This is a genomic window from Streptoverticillium olivoreticuli subsp. olivoreticuli (assembly GCF_003391135.1).
Classification (GTDB): Bacteria; Actinomycetota; Actinomycetes; order Streptomycetales; family Streptomycetaceae; genus Streptomyces; species Streptomyces blastmyceticus.
Genome location: NZ_CP031455.1, coordinates 4009410 through 4032535, shown reverse-complemented (window position 1 = coordinate 4032535; position 23126 = coordinate 4009410). Strand labels below are relative to the sequence as shown.

General features: G+C 72.8%; 17 protein-coding genes. 8 read left to right on the top strand and 9 right to left on the bottom strand.

Annotation, left to right across the window (positions count from 1 at the left end):
- Window positions 1-8 precede the first annotated feature (8 nt).
- Window positions 9-3800, top strand: coding sequence for an ABC transporter ATP-binding protein (locus DXZ73_RS17515; RefSeq protein ID WP_116211935.1), 3792 nt, complete (start codon window positions 9-11; stop codon window positions 3798-3800).
- A 178-nt stretch (window positions 3801-3978) separates the two neighbouring features.
- A complete protein-coding gene (locus DXZ73_RS17510) occupies window positions 3979-5406 on the top strand; it encodes a S28 family serine protease (RefSeq protein ID WP_116211934.1) in 1428 nt (475 codons plus the stop codon).
- 9 nt (window positions 5407-5415) lie between these two features.
- Here DXZ73_RS17510 and DXZ73_RS17505 read toward each other — a convergent pair whose 3' ends face one another.
- The 3 genes from DXZ73_RS17505 to DXZ73_RS17495 all read right to left on the bottom strand — a co-directional run bounded on the left by DXZ73_RS17505 (window position 5416) and on the right by DXZ73_RS17495 (window position 7881).
- Entirely contained in the window at window positions 5416-6033 is a 618-nt protein-coding gene (locus DXZ73_RS17505; protein WP_116211933.1) for a hypothetical protein, read from the bottom strand.
- 347 nt (window positions 6034-6380) lie between these two features.
- Window positions 6381-7007: a TetR/AcrR family transcriptional regulator gene (locus DXZ73_RS17500; protein ID WP_116211932.1), complete on the bottom strand. Its 627-nt coding sequence runs from the start codon at window positions 7005-7007 to the stop codon at window positions 6381-6383.
- A gap of 73 nt (window positions 7008-7080) precedes the next feature.
- Window positions 7081-7881 carry a sugar phosphate isomerase/epimerase family protein gene (locus DXZ73_RS17495; protein ID WP_116211931.1) on the bottom strand — a complete coding sequence of 267 codons (801 nt, stop codon included), beginning with the start codon at window positions 7879-7881 and terminating at the stop codon, window positions 7081-7083.
- Between the two features lie 112 nt (window positions 7882-7993).
- On the opposite strand from DXZ73_RS17495, the gene DXZ73_RS17490 reads away from it, so the two are divergent.
- The 5 genes from DXZ73_RS17490 to DXZ73_RS17470 all read left to right on the top strand — a co-directional run bounded on the left by DXZ73_RS17490 (window position 7994) and on the right by DXZ73_RS17470 (window position 15058).
- Window positions 7994-9109 (top strand): Gfo/Idh/MocA family oxidoreductase, encoded by a 1116-nt coding sequence (locus DXZ73_RS17490; protein ID WP_338059124.1) that lies wholly within the window; start codon window positions 7994-7996, stop codon window positions 9107-9109.
- Complete coding sequence (locus DXZ73_RS17485; protein WP_116211929.1) at window positions 9106-10263, top strand: dihydrodipicolinate synthase family protein; 1158 nt, start codon at window positions 9106-9108, stop codon at window positions 10261-10263. The genes DXZ73_RS17490 and DXZ73_RS17485 overlap by 4 nt, the downstream gene beginning before the upstream one ends.
- Window positions 10260-11114 (top strand): sugar phosphate isomerase/epimerase family protein, encoded by an 855-nt coding sequence (locus DXZ73_RS17480; RefSeq protein ID WP_116211928.1) that lies wholly within the window; start codon window positions 10260-10262, stop codon window positions 11112-11114. Before DXZ73_RS17485 ends, DXZ73_RS17480 begins: the two co-directional genes overlap by 4 nt.
- 250 nt (window positions 11115-11364) lie before the next feature.
- Window positions 11365-13572, top strand: coding sequence for an SF1B family DNA helicase RecD2 (gene recD2, locus DXZ73_RS17475; RefSeq protein WP_116211927.1), 2208 nt, complete (start codon window positions 11365-11367; stop codon window positions 13570-13572).
- Window positions 13573-13771: 199 nt separating this feature from the next.
- Window positions 13772-15058 (top strand): citrate synthase, encoded by a 1287-nt coding sequence (locus tag DXZ73_RS17470; protein ID WP_116211926.1) that lies wholly within the window; start codon window positions 13772-13774, stop codon window positions 15056-15058.
- A 415-nt stretch (window positions 15059-15473) separates the two neighbouring features.
- Here the strand turns inward: DXZ73_RS17470 and DXZ73_RS17465 are convergent, their stop codons facing one another.
- From DXZ73_RS17465 to DXZ73_RS17440, 6 genes are all read right to left on the bottom strand, one after another.
- Window positions 15474-17726 carry a heavy metal translocating P-type ATPase gene (locus DXZ73_RS17465; protein WP_116211925.1) on the bottom strand — a complete coding sequence of 751 codons (2253 nt, stop codon included), beginning with the start codon at window positions 17724-17726 and terminating at the stop codon, window positions 15474-15476.
- 46 nt (window positions 17727-17772) lie between these two features.
- Complete coding sequence (locus tag DXZ73_RS17460; protein WP_116211924.1) at window positions 17773-17991, bottom strand: heavy-metal-associated domain-containing protein; 219 nt, start codon at window positions 17989-17991, stop codon at window positions 17773-17775.
- A 163-nt stretch (window positions 17992-18154) separates the two neighbouring features.
- Window positions 18155-18361 carry a helix-turn-helix transcriptional regulator gene (locus DXZ73_RS17455; RefSeq protein WP_116211923.1) on the bottom strand — a complete coding sequence of 69 codons (207 nt, stop codon included), beginning with the start codon at window positions 18359-18361 and terminating at the stop codon, window positions 18155-18157.
- Window positions 18362-18576: 215 nt separating this feature from the next.
- Window positions 18577-19557, bottom strand: a complete 981-nt coding sequence (locus DXZ73_RS17450; RefSeq protein WP_116211922.1) for a Gfo/Idh/MocA family protein — start codon at window positions 19555-19557, stop codon at window positions 18577-18579.
- Between the two features lie 179 nt (window positions 19558-19736).
- Window positions 19737-20756 carry a Gfo/Idh/MocA family protein gene (locus DXZ73_RS17445; protein ID WP_116211921.1) on the bottom strand — a complete coding sequence of 340 codons (1020 nt, stop codon included), beginning with the start codon at window positions 20754-20756 and terminating at the stop codon, window positions 19737-19739.
- Window positions 20757-20795: 39 nt separating this feature from the next.
- Window positions 20796-21713: a sugar phosphate isomerase/epimerase family protein gene (locus DXZ73_RS17440; protein ID WP_116211920.1), complete on the bottom strand. Its 918-nt coding sequence runs from the start codon at window positions 21711-21713 to the stop codon at window positions 20796-20798.
- 182 nt (window positions 21714-21895) lie between these two features.
- On the opposite strand from DXZ73_RS17440, the gene iolC reads away from it, so the two are divergent.
- Window positions 21896-22894 carry a 5-dehydro-2-deoxygluconokinase gene (iolC, locus tag DXZ73_RS17435; protein WP_116211919.1) on the top strand — a complete coding sequence of 333 codons (999 nt, stop codon included), beginning with the start codon at window positions 21896-21898 and terminating at the stop codon, window positions 22892-22894.
- The last annotated feature ends 232 nt before the right edge of the window (window positions 22895-23126 follow it).

Below are 23126 nucleotides of genomic sequence, written 5' to 3'. Positions count from 1 at the left end.
GGTCTCGGGTGGGAACGACGGATACAAGCGGTCAAGGATGGGCCCGGCGCCTCGCAGGTCACTGCTGGCGCTACCGCCGCACTGTGCTGCTCGCGCTCGGGTCCTCCCTCGCCGGCATGGCCGTCATGGCGCTCGTCCCCCTCATACCCAAGCTGATCATCGACGACGTCATAGGCGCGCAGGACCGCCCGCTGGCCCCCTGGGCGACGCTCCTGATCGTCGCCGCGGTCGTCGTCTACGGCCTCACCTACCTCCGCCGCTACTACGGCGGTCGCCTCGCCCTCGACGTCCAGCACGACCTGCGGACCGAGATGTACGCGTCGATAGCCCGGCTCGACGGCAGGCGGCAGGACGAGCTCTCCACCGGCCAGGTCGTCGGCCGCGGCACCAGCGACCTCCAGCTGGTGCAGAGCCTCCTCTTCATGCTGCCGATGATGATCGGCAACATCCTGCTGTTCGTGATCTCGCTGGCCGTCATGGTCTTCCTGTCGCCGCTGCTCACGGTCATCGCGCTCGCCGTCGCACCGGCGCTGTGGTTCCTGGCGAAGCGCAGCCGCACCAAGCTCTTCCCGGCCACCTGGTACGCCCAGGGCCAGGCCGCGGCGGTCGCGGGCGTCGTGGACGGCGCGGTCACGGGCGTACGCGTCGTCAAGGGCTTCGGCCAGGAGGCGCAGGAGGCCGGGAAGCTGCGCGAGGTCAGCCGCCGGCTGTTCGCCGGGCGGCTGCGCACCGTGCGGCTCAACTCCCGTTACACCCCGGCCCTCCAGGCCGTACCGTCCCTCGGCCAGGTCGCGATGCTGGCCGTCGGCGGCTGGATGGCCACGCGCGGGCAGATCACCCTCGGCACGTTCGTGGCCTTCTCGACCTACCTGTCGCAGCTCGTCGGGCCCGTACGGATGCTCGCCATGATGCTGACCGTCGGTCAGCAGGCCCGCGCCGGAGTGGAGCGCGTCTTCGAGCTCATCGACACCGAGCCGGCCGTCGAGGACCGCCCCGGCGCCCACGCGCTGCCCGAGGACGCCCCCGCCACCGTCGAGTTCGACGGCGTCACCTTCGGCTACGACCCGGAGCGGCCCGTCCTGGACGACTTCTCCCTGCGCATCGAACCCGGCGAGACCGTCGCCGTCGTCGGCACCTCCGGCAGCGGCAAGTCCACCGTCTCGCTGCTCCTGCCGCGCTTCTACGACGTCACCGGCGGCGCGGTACGGGTCGGCGGCCACGACGTGCGCGACCTGACGCTGCCCTCGCTGCGGGCGGCCATCGGGCTGGTGCCGGAGGACAGCTTCCTCTTCTCCGCCTCGATCCGCGACAACATCGCCTACGGGCACCCGGACGCCGGCGACGAGGAGATACGGGCCGCGGCGCGCGCCGCACAGGCCGACGGCTTCATATCCGAACTGCCCGACGGCTACGCCACCGAGGTCGGCGAACAGGGCCTGACCCTCTCCGGCGGCCAGCGCCAGCGCGTGGCACTCGCCCGCGCCATCCTCACCGACCCCCGCCTGCTGCTCCTGGACGACGCGACCTCCGCGGTCGACGCACGCGTGGAACACGAGATCCACGAGGCGCTGCGCGGGGTCATGGCCGGCCGCACGACCCTCCTCATCGCCCACCGCGCGTCCACCCTGGCACTCGCCGACCGCATCGCCGTACTCGACGGCGGCCGGCTCGCCGACATCGGCACGGCGGAGGAGCTGGAGAGCCGCTGCGAGCTGTACCGCAGGCTGCTCACCGACCCGGAGGAGCTGGCGGGCGTGACGAAGGACCCCGCGGGCCTGGCCCCGGGCCCCGACGCCCCGGTCCTCGGCGCCGCGCCCCTCGCCCTCGCGGGCGCCTTCGGCGGGGAGGCGTCGGCCACCGGCCTGGCGGACCCCCTGCCCGCCCCCCGCACCACCTCAAAGCGGACCGTCGTCGACGGCGTCACCTCGTCCCTCTGGGTCCGCAAGGACACCGACGGGACCGCCGACATCGCCGGGATGCCCGCCACACCCGAACTGCTCGCCAAGGTCGCCGCGCTGCCGCCCGCGACCGACACCCCCGACGTCGACGAGGAGCGCGCCGCGCGGCCGGAGGAGTCGTACGGCCTGCGGCAGCTCCTGCGGGGCTTCGGGGCGCCGCTCGCGCTGGCCCTGCTGCTGGTGGCCGTGGACGCCGTCGCCGGGCTGCTGCTGCCCATCCTGATCCGGCACGGCATCGACCAGGGCGTCCAGCGGCTGGCCCTCGGCGCCGTCTGGGCGGCCTCCGGGCTGGCGCTGCTGGTCGTGGCCGGGCAGTGGGCCGCGCAGGTCGCCGAGACCCGGCTGACCGGCCGCACGGGCGAGCGCGTGCTCTACGCGCTGCGCGTGAAGATCTTCGCCCAGCTCCAGCGGCTCGGGCTCGACTACTACGAGCGCGAGCTCACCGGCAAGATCATGACCCGGATGACGACGGACGTGGACGCCCTGTCGTCCTTCCTCCAGACCGGCCTGATCACCGCCGTCGTCTCCGTCCTCACCTTCTTCGGCATCCTCGTCGCCCTCCTGGTCCTCGACGTCCAGCTGGCCCTCGTCGTCTTCGCGACCCTGCCGCTGCTGATCGTCGGCACGGTGGTCTTCCGCAGGAAGAGCGTCAAGGCGTACGAGCTCGCCCGCGAGCGCGTCGGCGTCGTCAACGCCGATCTCCAGGAGAGCGTCGCCGGGCTGCGCATCGTGCAGGCGTTCCGCCGCGAGGCGGCCGGCGCCCGGCGGTTCGGGGAGCGCAGCGACGGCTACCGGCAGGCGCGGGTGCGCGGCCAGTGGCTGATATCGGTCTACTTCCCGTTCGTCCAGCTGCTGTCGTCCGTCGCGGCGGCCGCGGTGCTGATCGTGGGCGCGGGCCGGGTGGGCGACGGCACGCTGACGGCGGGCGCGCTGGTGGCGTACCTGCTCTACATCGACCTGTTCTTCGCGCCCGTGCAGCAGCTGTCGCAGGTCTTCGACGGCTATCAGCAGGCGACGGTCTCCCTCGGCCGGGTGCAGGGGCTGCTGCGCGAGCCCACCACGACCCCGGTGGCCGCCGAGCCGCGCGAGGTGCGGGAGCTGCGCGGCGAGATCGCCTTCGACGGGGTGCACTTCCACTACGGCACCGGGGAACCGGCCCTGACCGGCATCGACCTCACCATCCCCGCCGGGCAGACCGTGGCGTTCGTCGGCGAGACGGGCGCGGGCAAGTCCACGCTGGTCAAGCTGGTGGCGCGGTTCTACGACCCGTCCTCGGGCGCCGTGCTCGTGGACGGCCACGACCTGCGCGAGCTGCACCCCACCGGCTACCGGCACCGGCTCGGCGTCGTCCCTCAGGAGCCCTACCTGTTCCCCGGGACGGTGCGCGACTCCATCGCGTACGGCCGCCCCGACGCCACCGACGCCGAGGTCGAGGCCGCGGCGCGGGCCGTGGGCGCGCACGGGATGATCGCCGGGCTGGAGGACGGCTATCTGCACCGGGTCACCGAGCGCGGCCGCAACCTCTCCGCCGGACAGCGGCAGTTGATCGCCCTGGCGCGCGCGGAGCTGGTCGACCCGGACATCCTGCTCCTGGACGAGGCGACCGCCGCGCTGGACCTGGCCACCGAGGCCCTGGTCAACCAGGCCACGGACCGGCTGGCGGGCACGCGCACGACCCTGGTCGTCGCCCACCGCCTCACCACGGCGGCCCGCGCGGACCGTGTGATCGTGCTGTCCGACGGCCGTGTGGCGGAGGACGGCACGCACGACGAACTGCTCGCCAGGGACGGCCGCTACGCGGAGCTCTGGCGCACGTTCACGGGGGCGGCGATCGCCGCCTGACGGCAGAGCACCATCAAGCACGCGACCGGCCCGGTAGTTGGCCCGAAATTCGGGCAACATCCGGGCCGGTCGGGCATTTGGGGACTCCCGCCGCACTCGTGACGGAAGACGCCCGAGACAAATACCCGCCCACCCCGGTAAGTTCGCCGCGACCTATGCGAACCCAAGGGGAGGGCGAATGCGCAAGGTACTCAGATGGCTGATGGCGCTGACGGTGCTCATGAGCACCATCGGCATCGGGGCGGCGACCACGGCCACCGCGGCGACCACAGAGCCGGACATCAAGCAACGCATCCTCGACATTCCGGGAATGAACTTCGTCGAGGAGAAGCCCTATGACGGCTACCGCTACTTCGTCCTGACCTACGACCAGCCCGTGGACCACCGCGACCCGTCCAAGGGCACGTTCAAGCAGCGCTTCACCCTGCTGCACAAGTCCACGGACCGCCCGACCGTGTTCTTCACCTCCGGCTACAACGTCAACACCAGCCCCGGCCGCAGCGAGCCGACCCGGATCGTCGACGGCAACCAGGTGTCGCTGGAGTACCGTTTCTTCACCCCGTCCCGCCCGCAGCCCGCCGACTGGTCCAAGCTCGACATCCGGCAGGCGGCCGACGACCAGCACCGCCTCTTCCAGGCGCTCAAGCCGGTCTACCGCAAGAACTGGCTGGCCACCGGCGGCAGCAAGGGCGGCATGACCGCGACGTACTACCGCCGCTTCCACCCGCAGGACATGGACGGCACCGTCGCCTACGTCGCGCCCAACGACGTGAACGACGCCGAGGACTCGGCCTATGACCGATTCTTCGCGAACGTCGGCGACAAGGCATGCCGCACCCAGCTCTACTCCGTGCAGAAGCAGGCGCTGGTGCGCCGTGACGAGATCGTCGCCCGCTATCAGAAGTGGGCCGACGCCAACAGCAGGACGTTCAAGGTCGTCGGCAGCGCCGACAAGGCGTACGAGAACGTCGTCCTCGACCTGGTGTGGTCGTTCTGGCAGTACCACCTCCAGAGCGACTGCGCGTCCGTGCCCGCGACCAACGCCTCCACCGACGACCTCTACAAGTTCGTCGACACCATCTCCGGCTTCGACGGCTACACCGACCAGGGCCTGGAGAAGTTCACGCCGTACTACTACCAGGCGGGCACCGAGCTCGGTTCGCCCACCGTCAAGACGCCGCAGCTCAAGGGCCTGCTGCGGTACCCCGGGATCAACACCCCGCGCAGTTACGTCCCGCGGGACATCCCGATGAAGTTCCACCCCGGCGTGATGGCCGACATCGACCGCTGGGTCCGCAAGGACAGCGAGCGGATGCTCTTCGTCTACGGCCAGAACGACCCGTGGAGCGGTGAGCCCTTCACCCTCGGCAGGAACGCGGCGGCGCGCCACGACTTCCGCTTCTACGCCCCCGGCGGCAACCACGGCTCGAACATCGCCCAACTCGTCGCCGACGAGCGGGCGAAGGCCACGGCCGAGGTGCTGCAGTGGGCGGGCGTCGCGCCCAAGGCCGTGCAGCAGGACGCGTCGCACGCCAAGCCCCTCGCGCCGTACGACGCGAAGCTCGACCGCCCGGTCGTCGAGCGGCAGCAGAGCCTGCGGCCGTAACGGCGGGTGTCAGGACAGGCGGCGGGCGCACCCGACGGGTGCCTCGCCGCCCACCTGCACATAGAGGTCCGTCGACGGCGGGCACGCGGCGCGCGTGGTGACCTCGTCGATCACCCGGTACTCCGGCGCGTGCGCCCCCGAGCCGTCGCAGGCGGTCTCCTTCACCACCCCGTCCCGCTGGGCGTAGACGCAGTCGCCGGTCACCGTCAGCGGGCCGCCGCCCTGCCCCGGGTCGCCCGGGTGCGGCGGCCGGAGGTAGCGCATGCAGGCGTATCCCTCCGGCGAACTCTCCTTCTCCGAGTCGCCCTGGTCCACCGCCGCGATGTGCAGGACGAAGTCCGTGGCGGCCGGACAGCGCGGGCCGCTCGCCTGCGGGCCGTTGTAGCGGGCGAGGACCCGCGCGGCGGCACGGCCGTCCGCGCAGTCGACCTCGGTGTACGACTGGCGGCCCCCGCCCGCGCACGCGTCCTCGGCCAGGAACTCCGGCCTGCCCCCGGAACGGGGCGGCGACGGCGGCGGTGTGACGACCGAGCCGGCCCGCTGCGGCGCGTGGCAACCGGACAGCGCCACCGGCCCCGTGAGTCCCATGAGTGCGAGCAGCGCGCCCGGCAGAGCGCGATGGCGCATGCTGTCCCCCGTCCGTCCCTCCACGCGCTCCAGCGTGCTGCCTGGAACCGGCGCGCGCCAGACGCGTGGGGCGCGTACGGAGGGAGGGAACGGAGCGTGTGCGGGGCGCACCGCAGGGGCCGTACGCGGGAGCGTGCGGTCATCGCCCGCGCGCCCGGGGTGTGTCGAGCCACCGCCGGCGCTGTTAAGGGGGGTGCGCCGGCGGCGGTGCCATCGGGAAGCAGGCGGCGGAGAGGGAGTTCAGCGACGCGGTCGGTGGCGTACGCCGATACCGCACTGCGGTGCCCCGACGGCGGCACGCCCCTTGGACGGGCGGTGCCACGGAGCGGTTCCGTGCGGGGCGCGCGTCAGCCGAGCGCGCGCCGCTTGGTGCCGAGCCGGGCCGGCAGCCGCCGGGTGAGCAGCCGCGCGCGGGGGGCGAGCCGACGGGCCATCGCGAACACCGACTCCGTGCGCGAGCGGTCGGAGTCCAGCACGGTGAAGAGGTTGACCCCGAGATAGAACGTGATCGCCGCGTTGGCCAGGTCGCGCGGCGGGGTCAGCCGGGCCAGCGGCGTCCCCCCGATGACGCGCTCCAGCGTCTCCTCGACGAAGGCCATCCACGGCTCCGCCCGCACCTTGATCCCGTCCCGCAGCTCCGGCTTGGCGACGGCGGCGGCGACGAGCTCGGAGAAGAGGGTCAGATGCCCGGCGTCGATGTCGTGCCGGTAGACACGGGTGCCCGCCTCCACGAGGTCCTCGAGGGTGCGGCAGTCGGTGACGGCGTCCGAGAGCACGGCCATCCGCTCGGCGGACGACCGGTCGAGCGCGGCGAACAGCAGCGGGTCGACACCGCCGAAGTGGTAGAAGACCAGAGCCGAGTTGACTCCGGCCTCCTTGGCGATCGTCCGCGCGCTGGACCTGCCGTAGCCCTGCGTCCTCAGCACGGTGCCGGCCGCGCCGATCAGCCGTTCCTTGGTGTCCTCCACCGTCATGTGCAGCCCCCTCGCCAGGGCTGATCATACGGTTCGCGCGGTGACCGGCTCCGGCCGAGCGGCCGGTCGGAGGTCACGGCGCCGCGCCCGCCAGCAGGCCCTCCACGTATGCCCGCCCCGGACCCATCAGCCGGTCGAAGTCGGCCGCCGCCGGGTGCCACCGGCGCTCGTACTCCCAGCACAGCCACCCGTCCCAGCCTGCCCGGCCGAGGACGTCCACGCAGGCGCCCAGCGGCAGCACGCCCGCGCCCAGGGGCAGCGGGGCCGTGTCGTCGGGGGAGGCGACGTCCTTGAGCTGGACGTAGCCCAGGTGCGGGGCGAGGACGGGGAAGCTGACGTCCGGGGTCTCGCCGCCCAGCCAGGTGTGGAGGACGTCCCAGAGCGCGCCGATGTCCGGGTGGCCCACGGGGCCCAGGACGCGTGCGACGTCCCGGGCCCGGCGGTGGGAGTCGTGGGTCTCCAGGAGGATGTGGACGCCGAGGTCCGCCGCGAGCGGTGCCACCGCGCCGAGCCGGCGCGCGGCGTCCGCGTCCGCCTCGGCCGCGGGGCGGTCCGCGCCGCCGGGGAACACGCGGGCGTACCGGGCGCCGACGTCGGCCGCCAGCCGGATCAGCCCGTTCAGCCCGTCGAAGACGGCCTCGTCCGCCTCCGGGGAGGCCACCCGGACGTACCCGGCGACGCTCAGGATCTCCACCCCCGCCGCCGCGAACGCGGCCACCGCCCCGGCCCGCTCCCGCGGCCCCGTCCCGGGGTGCAGGGGCTCCTCGGGGTGGGCCCGCAGCTCGACGCCGTCATAGCCGTGGGCGCGGGCGAGGCGGGCCACCTCGGGGAGGGGCATACCGGGCACTCCGAGCGTGGAGAAAGCGAGTTTCATGGGGACCGGGTTCCCCGGCGGCGTGCGGGAAATGCTTCCCGTACGGCAGAAGGGGGTGACCGGAACGGACACCAGAGCCTTACGGATAGCCATGAACGGTGTCACCGGACGCATGGGACACCATCAGCACCTCGTCCGCTCGATCCTCGCCCTGCGCGAGCAGGGCGGCATCGACGTCGGCGACGGCACCCGGCTGTGGCCGCAGCCCGTCCTCGTCGGACGCAGCGAGCAGAAGCTCAGAGCACTCGCCGGGCGCTACGGACTGGACGCGTGGACCACCGACCTCGACACCGTCCTCGGCGACCCGGCGATCGACATCTACTTCGACGCGCAGGCCACCCGCGAACGGGAGGCCGCCCTGCACAAGGCCATCGACGCGGGCAAGCACGTGTACTGCGAGAAGCCGACCGCCCTCGACCACGGCGGCGCCCTCGTCCTGCACCACCGGGCCGTCGCCGCGGGCGTCAAGCACGGCGTCGTCCAGGACAAGCTGTTCCTCCCGGGCATCCGCAAGCTGAAGCGGCTGCTCGACGGCGGCTTCTTCGGCCGGGTGCTGTCCGTCCGCGGGGAGTTCGGCTACTGGGTGTTCGAGGGCGACTGGCAGCCCGCCCAGCGGCCCTCCTGGAACTACCGCGACCCGGACGCGGGCATCACCTCCGACATGTTCCCGCACTGGGAGTACGTCCTGCGCGAGCTGTTCGGCCCCATCAGGTCCGTACAGGCGCACCTCGCCACGCACATCCCGCGCCGCTGGGACGAGCACGGCGCGCCTTACGAGGCGGCCGCCGACGACGCCGTCTACGCGATCCTGGAGCTGGAGGGCGGGATCGTCGCCCAGCTCAACTCCTCCTGGGCGGTGCGGGTGCACCGCGACGAACTGCTGGAGTTCCAGGTCGACGGCACCGAGGGCTCGGCCGTAGCGGGCCTGCGGAACTGCCGCGCGCAGCACCGCTCCGCCACCCCGCGGCCGGTGTGGAACCCCGACGCCCCGGTGACCGAGGACTTCCGCGCCCAGTGGCAGGAGGTCCCGGACAACGGGGAATCGGGGGAGGGCGTCAACGCCTTCAAGGCGCAGTGGGAGCTGTTCCTGCGCCATGTCGCCCTGGACGAGCCCTGGCACTTCGGCCTGGACGCGGGCGCGCGCGGCGTACGGCTCGGGCTGCTGGCCCGGGACTCCGCGCGGGACGGCCGCAGACGGATCCTCGCGGCGCCCGGGGGCGCACCGTGATCCGGCTGCCCGACGCCCGCGGCGCCCTGCGCCCGTACGAACCCCGGAAGCGGCCGCTGGAGCTCGCGGCGGGAGGCGGGCCGCCCGCCTCCCGCACGCTCTTCGCCGCCGCCCACATCGTCGCCGACCCGTACGGCGACACCACGCCCTACGGCCCCGCCGACCTCGACTGGGACGCCACCCTCGCCTTCCGCCGCCACCTGTGGGCGCACGGGCTCGCCGTCGCCGAGGCCATGGACACCGCCCAGCGCGGCGCGGGCCTGGACTGGCCGCGGGCGGCCGAGCTGATCCGGCGCTCCGCCGCCGAGGCGCGCGCCGTGGGCGGCCGGATCGTCTGCGGGGCGGGCACGGACCAGCTCACGCCCCCGTACGGCACGCTGGAGGACGTCACGGCGGCCTACGAGGAGCAGCTGGACGTGGTGGAGGCGCACGGCGCCCAGGCCGTCGTCCTGGCCTCCCGCGCCCTCGCGGCCGTCGCCAGGGGACCGGACGACTACCGGGAGACGTACGGGCGGCTCCTGAGCCAGACGTCGGGGCCCGTGATCCTGCACTGGCTCGGCCCGGTCTTCGACCCCGCCCTGGAGGGCTACTGGGGCGACGACGACCTGGACGGCGCGGCGCGGACGCTCCTCGACATCGTCCACGCCCACCGGGAGAAGGTCGACGGCGTGAAGGTGTCCCTGCTGGACGCCGGGCGCGAACGCGCCCTGCGCAGGCGGCTGCCCGCCGGAGTGCGGTGCTTCACGGGGGACGACCTGCACTATCCCGAGCTGATCGAGGGCGACGCGCACGGCCACAGCGACGCGCTCCTCGGGGTGTTCGACCCGCTGGGGCCGCTCGCCGTGGACGCCGTGCGGCGGCTCGACTCCGGTGACCGGCAGGGCTTCCGGGAGCGGCTGGACCCGGCCGTCGCGCTGTCCCGGCACCTCTTCGAACCGCCCACGCGCGCGTACAGGACCGGTGTCGTCCTGCTGGCCTGGCTCGCGGGCCACCAGGACCACTTCACGATGGCCGGTGGGCTGCACGCCGCGCGCTCCCTGCCGCATCTGGCGCGCGCCTATGAACTGGCCGACGAGCTGGGCCTGTTCCCCGATCCGGAGCTCGCGGAGGACCGGATGGCGCGGCTGCTGGCCGTGCACGGGGCAGGGCCGTGACGGCTCCCGCGCGGTTCAGCCTCAACCAGCAGACCGTGCGGCAGTGGTCCCTGCCCGAGCTCGCGGCGGGCTGCGCGGCGGCCGGGGTGCGCCGGGTGGGGCTGTGGCGCGGGCCCGTGCGGGAGTACGGGGCCGAGGCCGCCGCCCACCTGGTGCGGGACGCCGGACTGACCGTCAGCAGCCTGTGCCGGGGCGGCTTCCTGACCGCCGCCGACCCCGCCGGCCGGGCGGCGGCGCTGGCCGACAACCGGGCGGCCGTCGAGGAGGCGGCCACGCTGGGCACCGGCACGCTCGTGCTGGTCGCGGGCGGTCTGCCGGCGGGCTCCCGGGACCTGCCGGGGGCGCGCGAGCGGGTCGCCGACGCGCTGGCCGAGCTCGGGCCGTACGCGGCCGGGTGCGGGGTCCGGCTCGCGATCGAGCCGCTGCACCCGATGTACGCCTCCGACCGCTGCGTCGTGTCGACCCTCCGTCAGGCCCTCGACCTGGCCGAGCGCTTCCCGGCCGACCAGGTGGGCGTGGTGGTCGACACCTACCACCTGTGGTGGGACGACACCGTGGCCGGACAGCTCGTACGGGCCGGGGAGGGCGGCCGGATCGCGGCCTTCCAGCTCGCCGACTGGGTCACCCCGCTGCCGGAGGGCGTGCTGCTGGGGAGGGGGCAGCTGGGGGACGGATGCGTGGATCTGCGGTGGTTCCACGAGCGGGCCGACGCCGCCGGATACCGGGGGCCGGAGGAGGTGGAGATCTTCCATCCGGGGCTGTGGGCGCGGGACGGCGCGGCGGTCCTGGCGGAGGTGCTGGATCGTTACGAGCGGTATGTGCTGGGGATACCCGCGGTAATGGGCGGGTGATCGTTCCCGGCTCCGATAACGGAACGATAACTCCTTGAAGGCGGTGCAACCCTTTCGCGGTCCAGTGGGTCGTACCTTGCATCGGGCTTCCTGGGGAGGGATCCGGGGGGATTTCAGAGGAAGCCGGTTTCAGGGGGGTGCCCGAGGGGCCCGGTCGTCGGACCGGGCCCCTCGGCTTGTCCCGGGGGCTCATTGGTGAGTTATCCACAGCCCCGAACGCCTGTCGTACCCCGGCGGTACCGTCGGGTCCATGGTGAACATGGCAGTGGTCGAAGGGGTCCTGGAGCGGATCACCTACGCCAACGAGGAGAGCGGCTATACGGTCGCCCGCGTCGACACCGGCCGCGGCGCAGGCGATCTCCTCACGGTCGTCGGCTCCCTGCTCGGCGCGCAGCCGGGGGAGTCGCTGCGCATGGAGGGCCGCTGGGGCTCCCACCCGCAGTACGGCCGCCAGTTCACCGTCGAGAACTACACGACGCTGCTCCCCGCCACGATCCAGGGCATCCGCCGCTATCTGGGCTCCGGCCTCATCAAGGGCATCGGCCCGCGCATCGCGGACCGCATCACCGAGCACTTCGGCACCGACACCCTGGACGTCATCGAGAAGGACCCCGAGCGGCTGATCGAGGTGCCCGGCCTCGGCCCCAAGCGGACGAAGATGATCGGCGCCGCCTGGGAGGAGCAGAAGGCCATCAAGGAGGTCATGGTCTTCCTCCAGGGCGTCGGCGTCTCCACCTCCATCGCCGTGCGGATCTACAAGAAATACGGCGACGCCTCCATCTCCGTGACCCGCCATCAGCCCTACCGGCTGGCCGCCGACGTCTGGGGCATCGGCTTCCTGACCGCCGACCGCATCGCCCAGGCCGTCGGCATCCCGCACGACAGCCCCGAGCGCGTCAAGGCCGGTCTGCAGTACGCCCTTTCCCAGTCCACCGACCAGGGGCATTGCTACCTCCCCGAGGAGAAGCTGATCGCCGACGCCGTCAAGCTCCTCCAGGTCGACACCGGGCTCGTCATCGACTGCCTCGCCGAGCTCGCCGGAGACGAGGAGGGCGTGGTCCGCGAGAGCGTCCCCGGCCCCGACGGCGAGCCCGTCACCGCCGTCTACCTCATCCCCTTCCACCGCGCCGAGCTCTCCCTCGCCGCCCAACTGACGCGGCTGCTGCGGGCCGAGGACGACCGGCTGGGCGCCTTCCGGACCGTCGAGTGGGACAAGGCGCTGGCCTGGCTCGCGGACCGCACGGGCGCGGAGCTGGCCCCCGAGCAGCAGCAGGCGGTCCGGCTCGCGCTCTCCAGCAAGGTCGCGGTCCTCACCGGCGGGCCGGGCTGCGGCAAGTCCTTCACCGTCCGCTCGGTGGTCGAGCTGGCCCGCGCCAAGAAGGCCAAGGTCGTGCTCGCCGCCCCCACGGGGCGGGCCGCCAAGCGGCTCTCCGAGCTCACCGGCGCCGACGCGTCCACCGTGCACCGCCTCCTGGAGCTCAAGCCCGGCGGCGACGCCGCGTACGACAAGGACCGCCCGCTGGACGCCGATCTGGTGGTGGTCGACGAGGCGTCCATGCTCGACCTGCTGCTGGCCAACAAGCTCGTCAAGGCCGTGGCCCCGGGCGCCCACCTGCTGCTCGTCGGCGACGTCGACCAGCTGCCGTCCGTGGGCGCGGGGGAAGTGCTCCGCGACCTCCTCGCGCCCGGCAGCCCCGTCCCGGCCGTGCGGCTCACCCGCATCTTCCGGCAGGCGCAGCAGTCCGGCGTGGTCACCAACGCCCACCGCATCAACTCCGGCGTGCAGCCCATCACCCAGGGGCTGGCCGACTTCTTCCTCTTCCCCGAGGAGGACACCGAGGAGGCGGGCCGGCTCACCGTGGAGGTGGCGGCCAGGCGCATCCCCGCGAAATTCGGCCTCGACCCGCGCCGCGACATCCAGGTGCTGGCCCCGATGCACCGCGGTCCGGCCGGCGCCGGCAACCTCAACGCGCTGCTCCAGCAGGCGATCACGCCCGCCCGCCCCGACCTCGCGGAGCGCCGGTTCGGCGGCCGGGTCTTCCGCGTCGGCGACAAGGTCACCCAGATCCGCAACAACTACGAGAAGGGGGAGAACGGCGTCTTCAACGGCACGGTGGGCGTGGTCACCGCCCTGGACGCGGTCGAGCAGCGGCTCACCGTGCGCACCGACGAGGACGAGGAGGTCGGCTACGACTTCGACGAACTCGACGAACTGGCCCACGCCTACGCGGTGACCATCCATCGCTCGCAGGGCAGCGAGTATCCGGCGGTGGTGATCCCGGTCACCACCGGCGCCTGGATGATGCTCCAGCGCAATCTCCTCTATACCGCCGTGACCCGGGCAAAGCGCCTGGTGGTCCTGGTGGGCTCCCGCAAGGCCCTCGGCCAGGCCGTGCGCACCGTTTCCGCAGGCCGCAGATGTACGGCCCTGGACCACCGGCTGGGGAGGGGTGCCTGAGGGAGTGACGCACATGGCATTCGTCCCCAGACGGTTTACCAACCGGGGCGAACGGGGCAGTATGGCCAGGCTGGGCGGCACTGAGTGCCGTCTTTAGGCCCTATGGCCGACCCCGAGTGCACGTGCATCGTCCAAATGGGGGAAGGTAGGGGTAGTCAGGGCACCTCGAAGAAGAGGCACAACGTCGGTGAGGGATGACGTGAGCGACAACTCTGTAGTACTGCGGTACGGGGACGGCGAATACACCTACCCGGTGGTCGACAGCACCGTCGGCGACAAGGGCTTCGACATCGGCAAGCTCCGCGCCGAGACCGGGCTGGTGACCCTGGACTCCGGTTACGGCAACACCGCCGCGTACAAGTCCGCGATCACCTACCTCGATGGCGAGCAGGGCATCCTCCGCTACCGCGGTTACCCGATCGAGCAGCTCGCCGAGCGCAGCACGTTCCTGGAGACGGCGTTCCTGCTGATCAACGGTGAGCTGCCGTCCGTCGACGAGCTGGCCACCTTCAAGGGTGAGATCACCCAGCACACGCTGCTGCACGAGGACGTCAAGCGCTTCTTCGACGGCTTCCCGCGTGACGCCCACCCGATGGCCATGCTGTCGTCCGTGGTCAGCGCGCTGTCCACCTTCTACCAGGACAGCCACAACCCGTTCGACGAGAAGCAGCGCCACCTCTCGACGATCCGTCTGCTCGCCAAGCTGCCGACGATCGCCGCGTACGCCTACAAGAAGTCGATCGGTCACCCGTTCGTCTACCCGCGCAACGACCTCGGCTACGTCGAGAACTTCCTGCGGATGACGTTCTCGGTCCCGGCGCAGGAGTACGACCTCGACCCGGTCGTCGTCTCGGCGCTCGACAAGCTGCTGATCCTGCACGCGGACCACGAGCAGAACTGTTCGACCTCCACCGTGCGCCTGGTCGGCTCCTCGCAGGCGAACATGTTCGCCTCGATCTCCGCCGGCATCAGCGCCCTGTGGGGTCCGCTGCACGGTGGCGCCAACCAGTCGGTCCTGGAGATGCTGGAAGGCATCCAGGCCAACGGCGGCGACGTCGACTCCTTCATCCGCAAGGTGAAGAACAAGGAGGACGGCGTCCGCCTGATGGGCTTCGGCCACCGCGTCTACAAGAGCTTCGACCCCCGGGCGAAGATCATCAAGGCGGCGGCCCACGATGTCCTCTCGGCGCTCGGCAAGTCCGACGAGCTGCTGGACATCGCGCTCAAGCTGGAGGAGCACGCGCTCTCCGACGAGTACTTCGTCTCGCGCAACCTCTACCCCAACGTGGACTTCTACACCGGTCTGATCTACCGGGCCATGGGCTTCCCGACCGAGATGTTCACCGTGCTCTTCGCGCTCGGCCGCCTTCCCGGCTGGATCGCCCAGTGGCACGAGATGATCAAGGAGCCCGGCTCCCGCATCGGCCGCCCGCGCCAGATCTACACCGGCGTGGTGGAGCGCGACCTGCCGCTCGACCGCAGCTGACGTCCGAAAGGCCCCTCGCGGGCCGATAAGCACGGGCAGAGAAAAGCGCCCCGCTACCGATCCCCCCACGGGTCGGAGCGGGGCGCTTTCCATTCCCCGGTACGGATTCCCCCCACGGGATCCGGCCGGGAGCCGCGGTGCGCGGAGCCGACGCGATCTGCCGGGACCCGTACGAATCGGGAGGGCCGCTCAAAGCTCCCCGGCGTACGTGCCCCGGCCACGCGTGGCCGGTACCGTCCCCCAAGACGATCCAGCACTGCCTGGTTAGACCCGCGACCCCCCGCAATGGTTACCTCGAAATGGCTGTGATCTAGGTCTCCTGCCATAACTGGACGTAAAAGGGCAAGGGGTCGAATGTGTGGGTGTTGTGTCGCTTATGCGGATTACATGAATCCGGCTCCGGGTGGCCCGGGGCTCACCGGAAAGAGCGCAGCCGCAGGCTGTTGGTCACGACGAACACCGACGAGAAGGCCATCGCCGCCCCCGCGATCATCGGGTTGAGCAGCCCCGCCGCGGCCAGCGGCAGCGCCGCCACGTTGTAGCCGAACGCCCAGAAGAGATTGCCCTTGATGGTCGCGAGGGTGCGGCGCGCGAGCCGGATCGCGTCCGCCGCGACCCGCAGGTCGCCCCGGACGAGCGTGAGGTCGCCCGCCTCCATGGCCGCGTCCGTGCCGGTCCCCATGGCCAGCCCCAGATCGGCCGTGGCCAGGGCGGCGGCGTCGTTGACCCCGTCGCCGACCATCGCGACCGTACGGCCCTGGGCCTGGAGCCGCCGGACGGCGTCGACCTTGTCCTGCGGCAGCACCTCGGCGATCACCTCGTCGATGCCCACCGCGCGGGCGACGGATCCGGCCACCGTGGCGTTGTCGCCGGTCAGCAGCACCGGGTGCAGCCCCAGGGCGCGCAGCTCGGCCACCGCCCGCGCGCTGGTCGCCTTGACCGTGTCGGCGACGGAGAGGACACCCCGTGCCTCCTTGTCCCAGGCCACCGCCACGGCGGTACGGCCCCCGGCCCGCGCCGCGGCCAGCGCGTCCGCGAGCCGCGCGGGCAGCTCGATCCCCGCCTCGAGGAGCAGCGACTCCCGGCCCACCAGCACCTCGTGCCCCTCGACCAGACCCCGGACGCCCAGCCCGGCCACGCTCTCGAAGTGCTCGGCGGGTGGCAGTCCACCGATCCGCTCCTCGGCCCCGGCCGCGACGGCCCGCGCCACCGGGTGCTCGGAGAAGTGCTCCAGCGCGCCGACGCGGCGCAGCAGGTCGCGCTCGCTTGTGCCCGGCGCGGTGACGACGTCGTGCAGTCCCATCCGGCCGGTGGTCACCGTGCCCGTCTTGTCCAGCACGACCGTGTCCACCCGCCGGGTCGACTCCAGCACCTCCGGCCCCTTGATCAGGATGCCGAGCTGGGCGCCCCGGCCCGTGCCGACCATGAGCGCGGTCGGCGTGGCGAGGCCCAGGGCGCACGGGCAGGCGATGATCAGCACGGCCACGGCGGCGGTGAACGCGGCCGTGGCGTCCCCGGTCGCCAGCAGCCAGCCGGCCAGCGTCCCGAGCGCGATCAGCAGCACCACCGGCACGAAGACGCCGGAGACGCGGTCGGCGAGGCGCTGCACCTCGGCCTTGCCGCTCTGCGCGTCCTCCACCAGCCGGGCCATCCGGGCGAGCTGGGTGTCCGCGCCGACCCGCGTGGCCGTCACGACCAGCCGCCCGGCGGTGTTGACGCATCCGCCCGCGACCGTGTCACCCACGCTCACGTCCACCGGCACCGACTCGCCCGTCAGCATCGAGGCGTCCACGGCGGACGCGCCCTCGACCACCGTGCCGTCCGTCGCGACCTTCTCCCCGGGCCGTACGACGAAGCGGTCGCCGACCGCCAGGCGGGACACCGGGATCCGCTCCTCACGACCGTTCCGCAGGACGGCCACGTCCTTGGCGCCCAGCTCCAGCAGCGCCCGCAGCGCGGCCCCCGCCTTCCGCTTGGACCGCGCCTCCAGCCAGCGCCCGGCGAGGAGGAACGTCGCCACCCCGGCCGCCGCCTCCAGATAGATCGTCGACGACCCGTCCGTACGGGAGACGGTGAGCGAGAACGCGTGCCGCATGTGCGGCATCCCGGCCGTGCCGAGGAACAGCGCCCACAGCGACCAGCCGAACGCGGCCAGCGTGCCGATCGAGACCAGGGTGTCCATGCTCGCCGCGCCGTGCCGGGCGTTGGTCCACGCGGCCCGGTGGAAGGGGAGCGCGCCCCAGATCACGACGGGGGCGGCGAGCGCCAGCGACAGCCACTGCCAGTTGTCGAACTGGAGCGCCGGGACCATCGACATCAGCACGACCGGCACGGACAGTACGGCCGAGACGGCCAGCCGCTGCCGGAGCGCCCCCGCCTCCCCGCCGTCGTCGCCCTCCGCCGTGGCCGCCCCGGGCCCGGGCGCCCGGGGCGGCTCGGCCGTATAACCGGTCCGCTCCACCTCGGCGATGACGTCCGCCACCGCCACCCCTTCCCCGAGGGCGACGCGCGCCTTCTCCGTGGCGAAGTTGACGGTCGCCCGGACGCCGTCCATCCGGTTGAGCCTGCGCTCCACGCGGGCGGCGCACGACGCGCAGGTCATCCCGCCGACGGCGAGTTCGACCTCGGTGGGCGCGGGTGCCTCGGGGGCGGGGGTCGTGCCGGTCATCGCGGTTCCCGGTGGGGAGTGGGCGGAACGGGGCGGGGCGTACGGGTCAGGCGCGGCCCGTGAGCTCGTAGCCCGCCTCGTCGACGGCGGCGCGGATCGCCTCTTCGTCCAGCGGGGCGGCGGCGGTCACGGTGACCTGGCCGGTCGCGGCGACGGCCTTCACCGAGGTGACCCCGGCGACGGCGGAGATCTCTTCGGTGACCGCGGACTCGCAGTGGCCACAGGTCATGCCGGTCACCTGGTAGACGGTGGTGGAGTCGCTCATGGTGGTTCCCCTCGGTGAGGTCGTGCGTCGTTGGACAACAGCCCCAACAGCTTACCCCCTGGGGGTATTCCCCGCCCGGGGTTCCACCGGTCCCGCGGGTGCGCGCACGCATAAGGGGCCCCGGGCCGGAAGTCCGGCCCGGGGCCCCTGGGAGGGCGGTGTGTCAGTCCTTGGCCTCACGCCGGGAGCGATTGCCGGGGCGGGCGGCCACCCAGTCGCGGATGGTGTCCGCGAACCAGTAGGGCCTGCCCTCCTCGACGAGGTCGGGTGCGGGGAGCATGCCGTGCTTGCGGTAGGTCCGGACGGTATCTGTCTGTACGCCGATGTGCGCCGCGATCTCTTTGTAGGACCAGAGTCGACGGTCGGTCATCTCTCGCGCCTCTCCGCTGCGCCGCGGCGACGGAGGGGGATCCGTCGGGGAAGCCGTGGCGCGGCCTTCTTGATCACTGAGCCTGTGCCCGGTGAACGACGCGGAGTGAGCGACGGCGAGGGGTTGTTGGGCGTCTGTGACCTAAGCTCTGCGAAAGCGTGACGGTCGTAACAGGGTGGGTGCGGGTTTTGTCGCCGGGTGCGCCGGGTGGGCGGTCACAGCCTGACGGGGCGGTCCTCCCGGCGTGACAGTTCGCAGGCCTCGGCGATCAGCAGCGCCGCCAGCCCTTCCCGGCCGGGGCAAGGGTTGGGTGCCTCGCCGCGTGCCGCCCGCAGGAAATGGGCCAACTCGGCGCGGTACGCGGTGTCGAACCGCTCCAGGAAGTCCGCCCAGGGCCGCTCGGGCGCGCCGGGCCCGTCGGGTTCGGCCGACGTCGTGGGCGTACGGTCGCCGAGCCCGACCACCCACTGGTCGCGCTCGCCGGACAGCTCCATCCGTACGTCGTGCCCCGCGCCGTTGTAGCGGGTGGCGGTCGCGGTGACGAGCGTGCCGTCGTCCAGGGTGAGCAGGGCGGCGGCGGTGTCCACGTCGCCCGCCTCCCGGAAGAACGCCGCGCCACCGGCCGAGCCCCGTGCGTAGACCTCCGTCACCTCACGTCCCGTCAGCCATCGCACGGTGTCGAAGTCGTGGATCAGACAGTCGCGGATCAGCCCGCCGGAGAGCGGCAGGAAGTCCGCGGGCGGGGGAGCGGCGTCCGAGGTGACGGCCCGGATGGTGTGCACCCGCCCCAGCCGCCCCGACCGCAACGCGTCGCGCGCGGCGCGGAACCCGGGGTCGAAGCGCCGCTGGAAACCGAGTTGCAACAGCGTCCCCGCCTCCTCGACGGCGCTCAGCGCCTGCCGCGTGCGCCGGGGATCGAGGGCGACGGGCTTCTCGCAGAACGCGGGCAGCCCGGCGCGGGCGGCGCGGGTGACGAGGTCGGCGTGGGTCGAGGCGGGGGTGGTGATGACGAGGGCGTCGACGGTGTGGAAGAGGGTGTCGATGGTGGTGGTTCCGGCGTCGAGGCGTGCGGCGAGGGTGGTCGCGCGCTGTTCGTCGGCGTCGGCGATGAAGAGGGCATCGACGTCGTCGGAGGCGGCGAGTACGGAGGCGTGGAACGAGCCGATGCGTCCCGCGCCGATGAGTCCGACCTTCATGGTGCAGCTCCGTTTCTGGGGCTCCGCCCCAGACCCCGAAGCACGCTTCGCGCGCTGTCCTCAATCGCCGGACGGGCTGAATTTGCGCACCCTTGGGGGTCTGGGGGCGAAGCCCCCAGTTTCGGGAAGGGGCGGGATAGGGGACAAGGCCCGCCGCAGGCGGCAACCGGCCCGCACCCTCAGCCGTACAGTCGCGGACGCTCCGCCAGGATCACCCGCTCGCGGGCACCCGACACCTGCGCCCGGGTGCCCGCTTCGCAGGTCGCCGCCGCCGCATAGCCGTCCCACGCGCTCGGGCCCTCCGTGCGGCCCTCGCGGGTGGCGGTCACCCAGCGCTGGACCTGCTCGCCGTACGCGGCGCGGAAGCGTTCCACGAAGTCCTGGGGGATCTCGCCGCCCCAGTGGCCGGCCGTGTTCACGAGCAGGCCGTGCGCGTCGCCGATGCGCGCGCTGCCGCGCTCGCCGACGGCCTCGCACTGGACCTGGTAGCCGAAGCCGCAGTTGACGAAGATCTCGACGTCCGCGAGGGCGCCGCCGGAGGTCTCCAGGAGGACGAGTTGAGGGTCGCCGAGGCCCTCGGGCGCGGCGGACGAGCGGGCCGGTTTGAGGACGGTGACGGCGGCGATCTCCTGGCCGAGGAGCCAGCGCGTGACATCGATCTCGTGGACCACCGAGTCGTTGATCATCATCTGCTCGGTGAAGCCGGGCGGCGTGGCCGCGTTGCGGTGCCGGCAGTGCAGCATCAGCGGGCGCCCGATGCCGCCGCCGTCCAGCAGCGCTTTGAGGCGCAGGTACTCCGGGTCGTACCGCCGCATGAAGCCCACCTGGACGCGCCGGTGGCCGAGCCGGGCCTCGGCCTCCACCACGCGCAGCGCGGACGCGGCGTCCGGCGTCAGCGGCTTCTCGCACAGCACAGGCAGGTCGCGCGCGAACGCCGCCAGCAGCGCGGCCTCGTGCGCGGGGGCGGGGGAGGCGATGAGCACGGCGTCCACGTCGGGGGCGGACAGGGCGGCGGCCGTGTCGGTGTAGGCCGTACAGCCGTCGATGCCGCCCGCGGCCCGCTTGGCGCGGTCGCCGTCGATGTCGACGACCGCCGCGACCCGCGCCCCGCTGATGACCCGGTCGAGCCGCCGGACGTGGTCGGCGCCCATCCGTCCCGTGCCGATGACGGCGACGCCGAGCGTGCCTTGCTGCGTCATGGTGGGTGTCTCCTCGTTTCCGTGCGCGGGGGAACGCCGTCAGACGCCGCAGCCCCGCAGATAGCGCCGGGTGCGCCGGGCGATGGGCAGCGGGCGGTCCGGCGGGCAGGGGTACATGTCCTGCTCCACGATGGCGAACAGGTCGGCGTCCAGCTTCGCGGCGGCCGCGAGCACGGGCTCCAGCGCCGGTACGCCGCGCGGCGGTTCGCACATCACGCCCTGCCGCACGGCGGGCCCGAACGGGGTGCCCTTCGCGACCACCTCCGCCAGGACCGCCGGGTCGACCTGCTTGAGGTGGAGATAGCCGATCCGCTCGCCGTAGGTCTCGATGAGCCTGACGCTGTCGCCGCCGCAGTACGCGTAATGACCGGTGTCCAGGCACAGGCCGACCAGCGCGGGGTCCGTCGCGTCGAGGAAGCGCTCGACGTGCGCCTCGGTGTCGATGTGGGTGTCGGCGTGCGGGTGGACGACGACGGCCAGGCCGTAGCGGTCGCGGACCTCGCGGGCCAGCCGCTCCGTGCCCGTGGCCAGGTGGCGCCACTGCTCGGCCGTCAGCTCGGGGCTCTCGATCGGCTCCGCGGTCCGGTCGTCGCGCCAGAAGGACGGGATGACGACCAGGTGCCGCGCGCCCGTCGCCCGGGTCAGCTCGGCGACCGCGGACACGTGCTCCCAGGTCGCTTCCCAGACGGAGGGGCCGCGGTGCAGGGCGGTGAAGACCGTGCCCGCGGAGACGGAGAGGCCGCGCCGCCCGGTCTCGTCGCGCAGCAGGCCGGGGTCGGTGGGGAGGTAGCCGTACGGCCCCAGCTCGATCCAGGCGTAGCCCGCGTCGGCGACCTCGTCCAGGAAGCGCTGCCAGGGGACCTGGGCCGGGTCGTCGGCGAACCACACGCCCCAGGAGTCCGGGGCGGAACCCACCCGGATGCGGGACGCGGGCGAAGGAGCGGGGCTGGGGGGCATTGCGGCTCTCCTCGGGTCGCCTCGGGCGAGGGGCGGGGGCTCCCCGTAGCTTCCCCGCCGGGCGGACAGGGTGTCAAGGTTACGTCCGGACATACGGACGTCACGTCAAGTCTGCCCCGGGTACGTCTATATGTAAGGACAATTCCTTGACATGGTCGCGGGGGCCCGGCTAGACCTGACCCATGAGCGAGACGGGACCGTACGACCTGATCACCATGGGCCGGGTCGGGGTGGACCTCTATCCCTTGCAGACCGGCGTGCCGTTGGCGGAGGTCGAGACCTTCGGCAAGTTCCTCGGCGGCTCGCCGGCCAATGTCGCGGTCGCCGCGGCCCGGCTCGGCCGCCGCGCCGCGCTGATCAGCCGCACCGGCGCCGACCCCTTCGGCGACTACGTCCACCGGGCACTGCGCGACTTCGGCGTGGACGACCGGTGGGTGACGCCCGTGCCCGCCCACCCCACGCCCCTGACCTTCTGCGAGATCTTCCCGCCGGACGACTTCCCGCTCTACTTCTACCGCCGCCCCAAGGCGCCCGACCTGGAGATCCACACCACCGAACTGGACCTGGACGCCGTCCGCGCCGCCCGGATCTTCTGGGTGACCGGCACCGGCCTGTGCGAGGAGCCGAGCCGCTCCGCGACGCTCGCCGCGCTCGCGGCCCGCGCCAAGCGGGGCACCACGGTGCTCGACCTCGACTGGCGCCCGCTGTTCTGGGGCGGCGAGGGCGGCGCCTCGGGCGACGGCGGGCGTACGGGTGCCGCAGCGACGGCCACCGCCCGGCCGTACTACGCGGCCGCCCTCGCCCACGCCACCGTCGCCGTCGGCAACGCCGACGAGTGCGAGGTCGCCACGGGCGAGCGCGAGCCGCTCGCGGCGGCCTGGGCGCTCCTCGACGCGGGCGTCGAACTGGCCGTGGTCAAGCAGGGGCCCAAGGGCGTCCTCGCGGTCCACCGGGACGGCACGACGGCGGAGGTCCCGCCGGTGGAGATCGAGGTGCTGAACGGGTTGGGGGCGGGTGATGCGTTCGGTGGGGCGCTGTGTGACGGGTTGCTGAGCGGGTGGCCGTTGGCGGTGTCGTTGCGTTACGCGAACGCGGCGGGGGCGCTTGTCGCTTCGCGGCTGTCGTGCTCTTCGGCGATGCCGATGCGATCGGAGATCGAGGGGTTGCTGGGTTCCGGGTAGCCGCGGGTTTTGTTCCCCAGCCCCGCCCCTTCCCGAAACTGGGGCTCGCGCCCCAGGCCCCCGGCTGCTGGTCCGTCGCGCCTGCGGCGGAGCTCCCTGCGGGAGCGTCCTCAATCGCCGGACGGGCTGAATTCCCGCACCCCGGGGGTCTGGGGGCGGAGCCCCCTCACGCGGCGGAGCCGCATATCGGATGCAGCCGGGAAGGGGCGGGGCTGGGGAAAAAGCCCGCCGC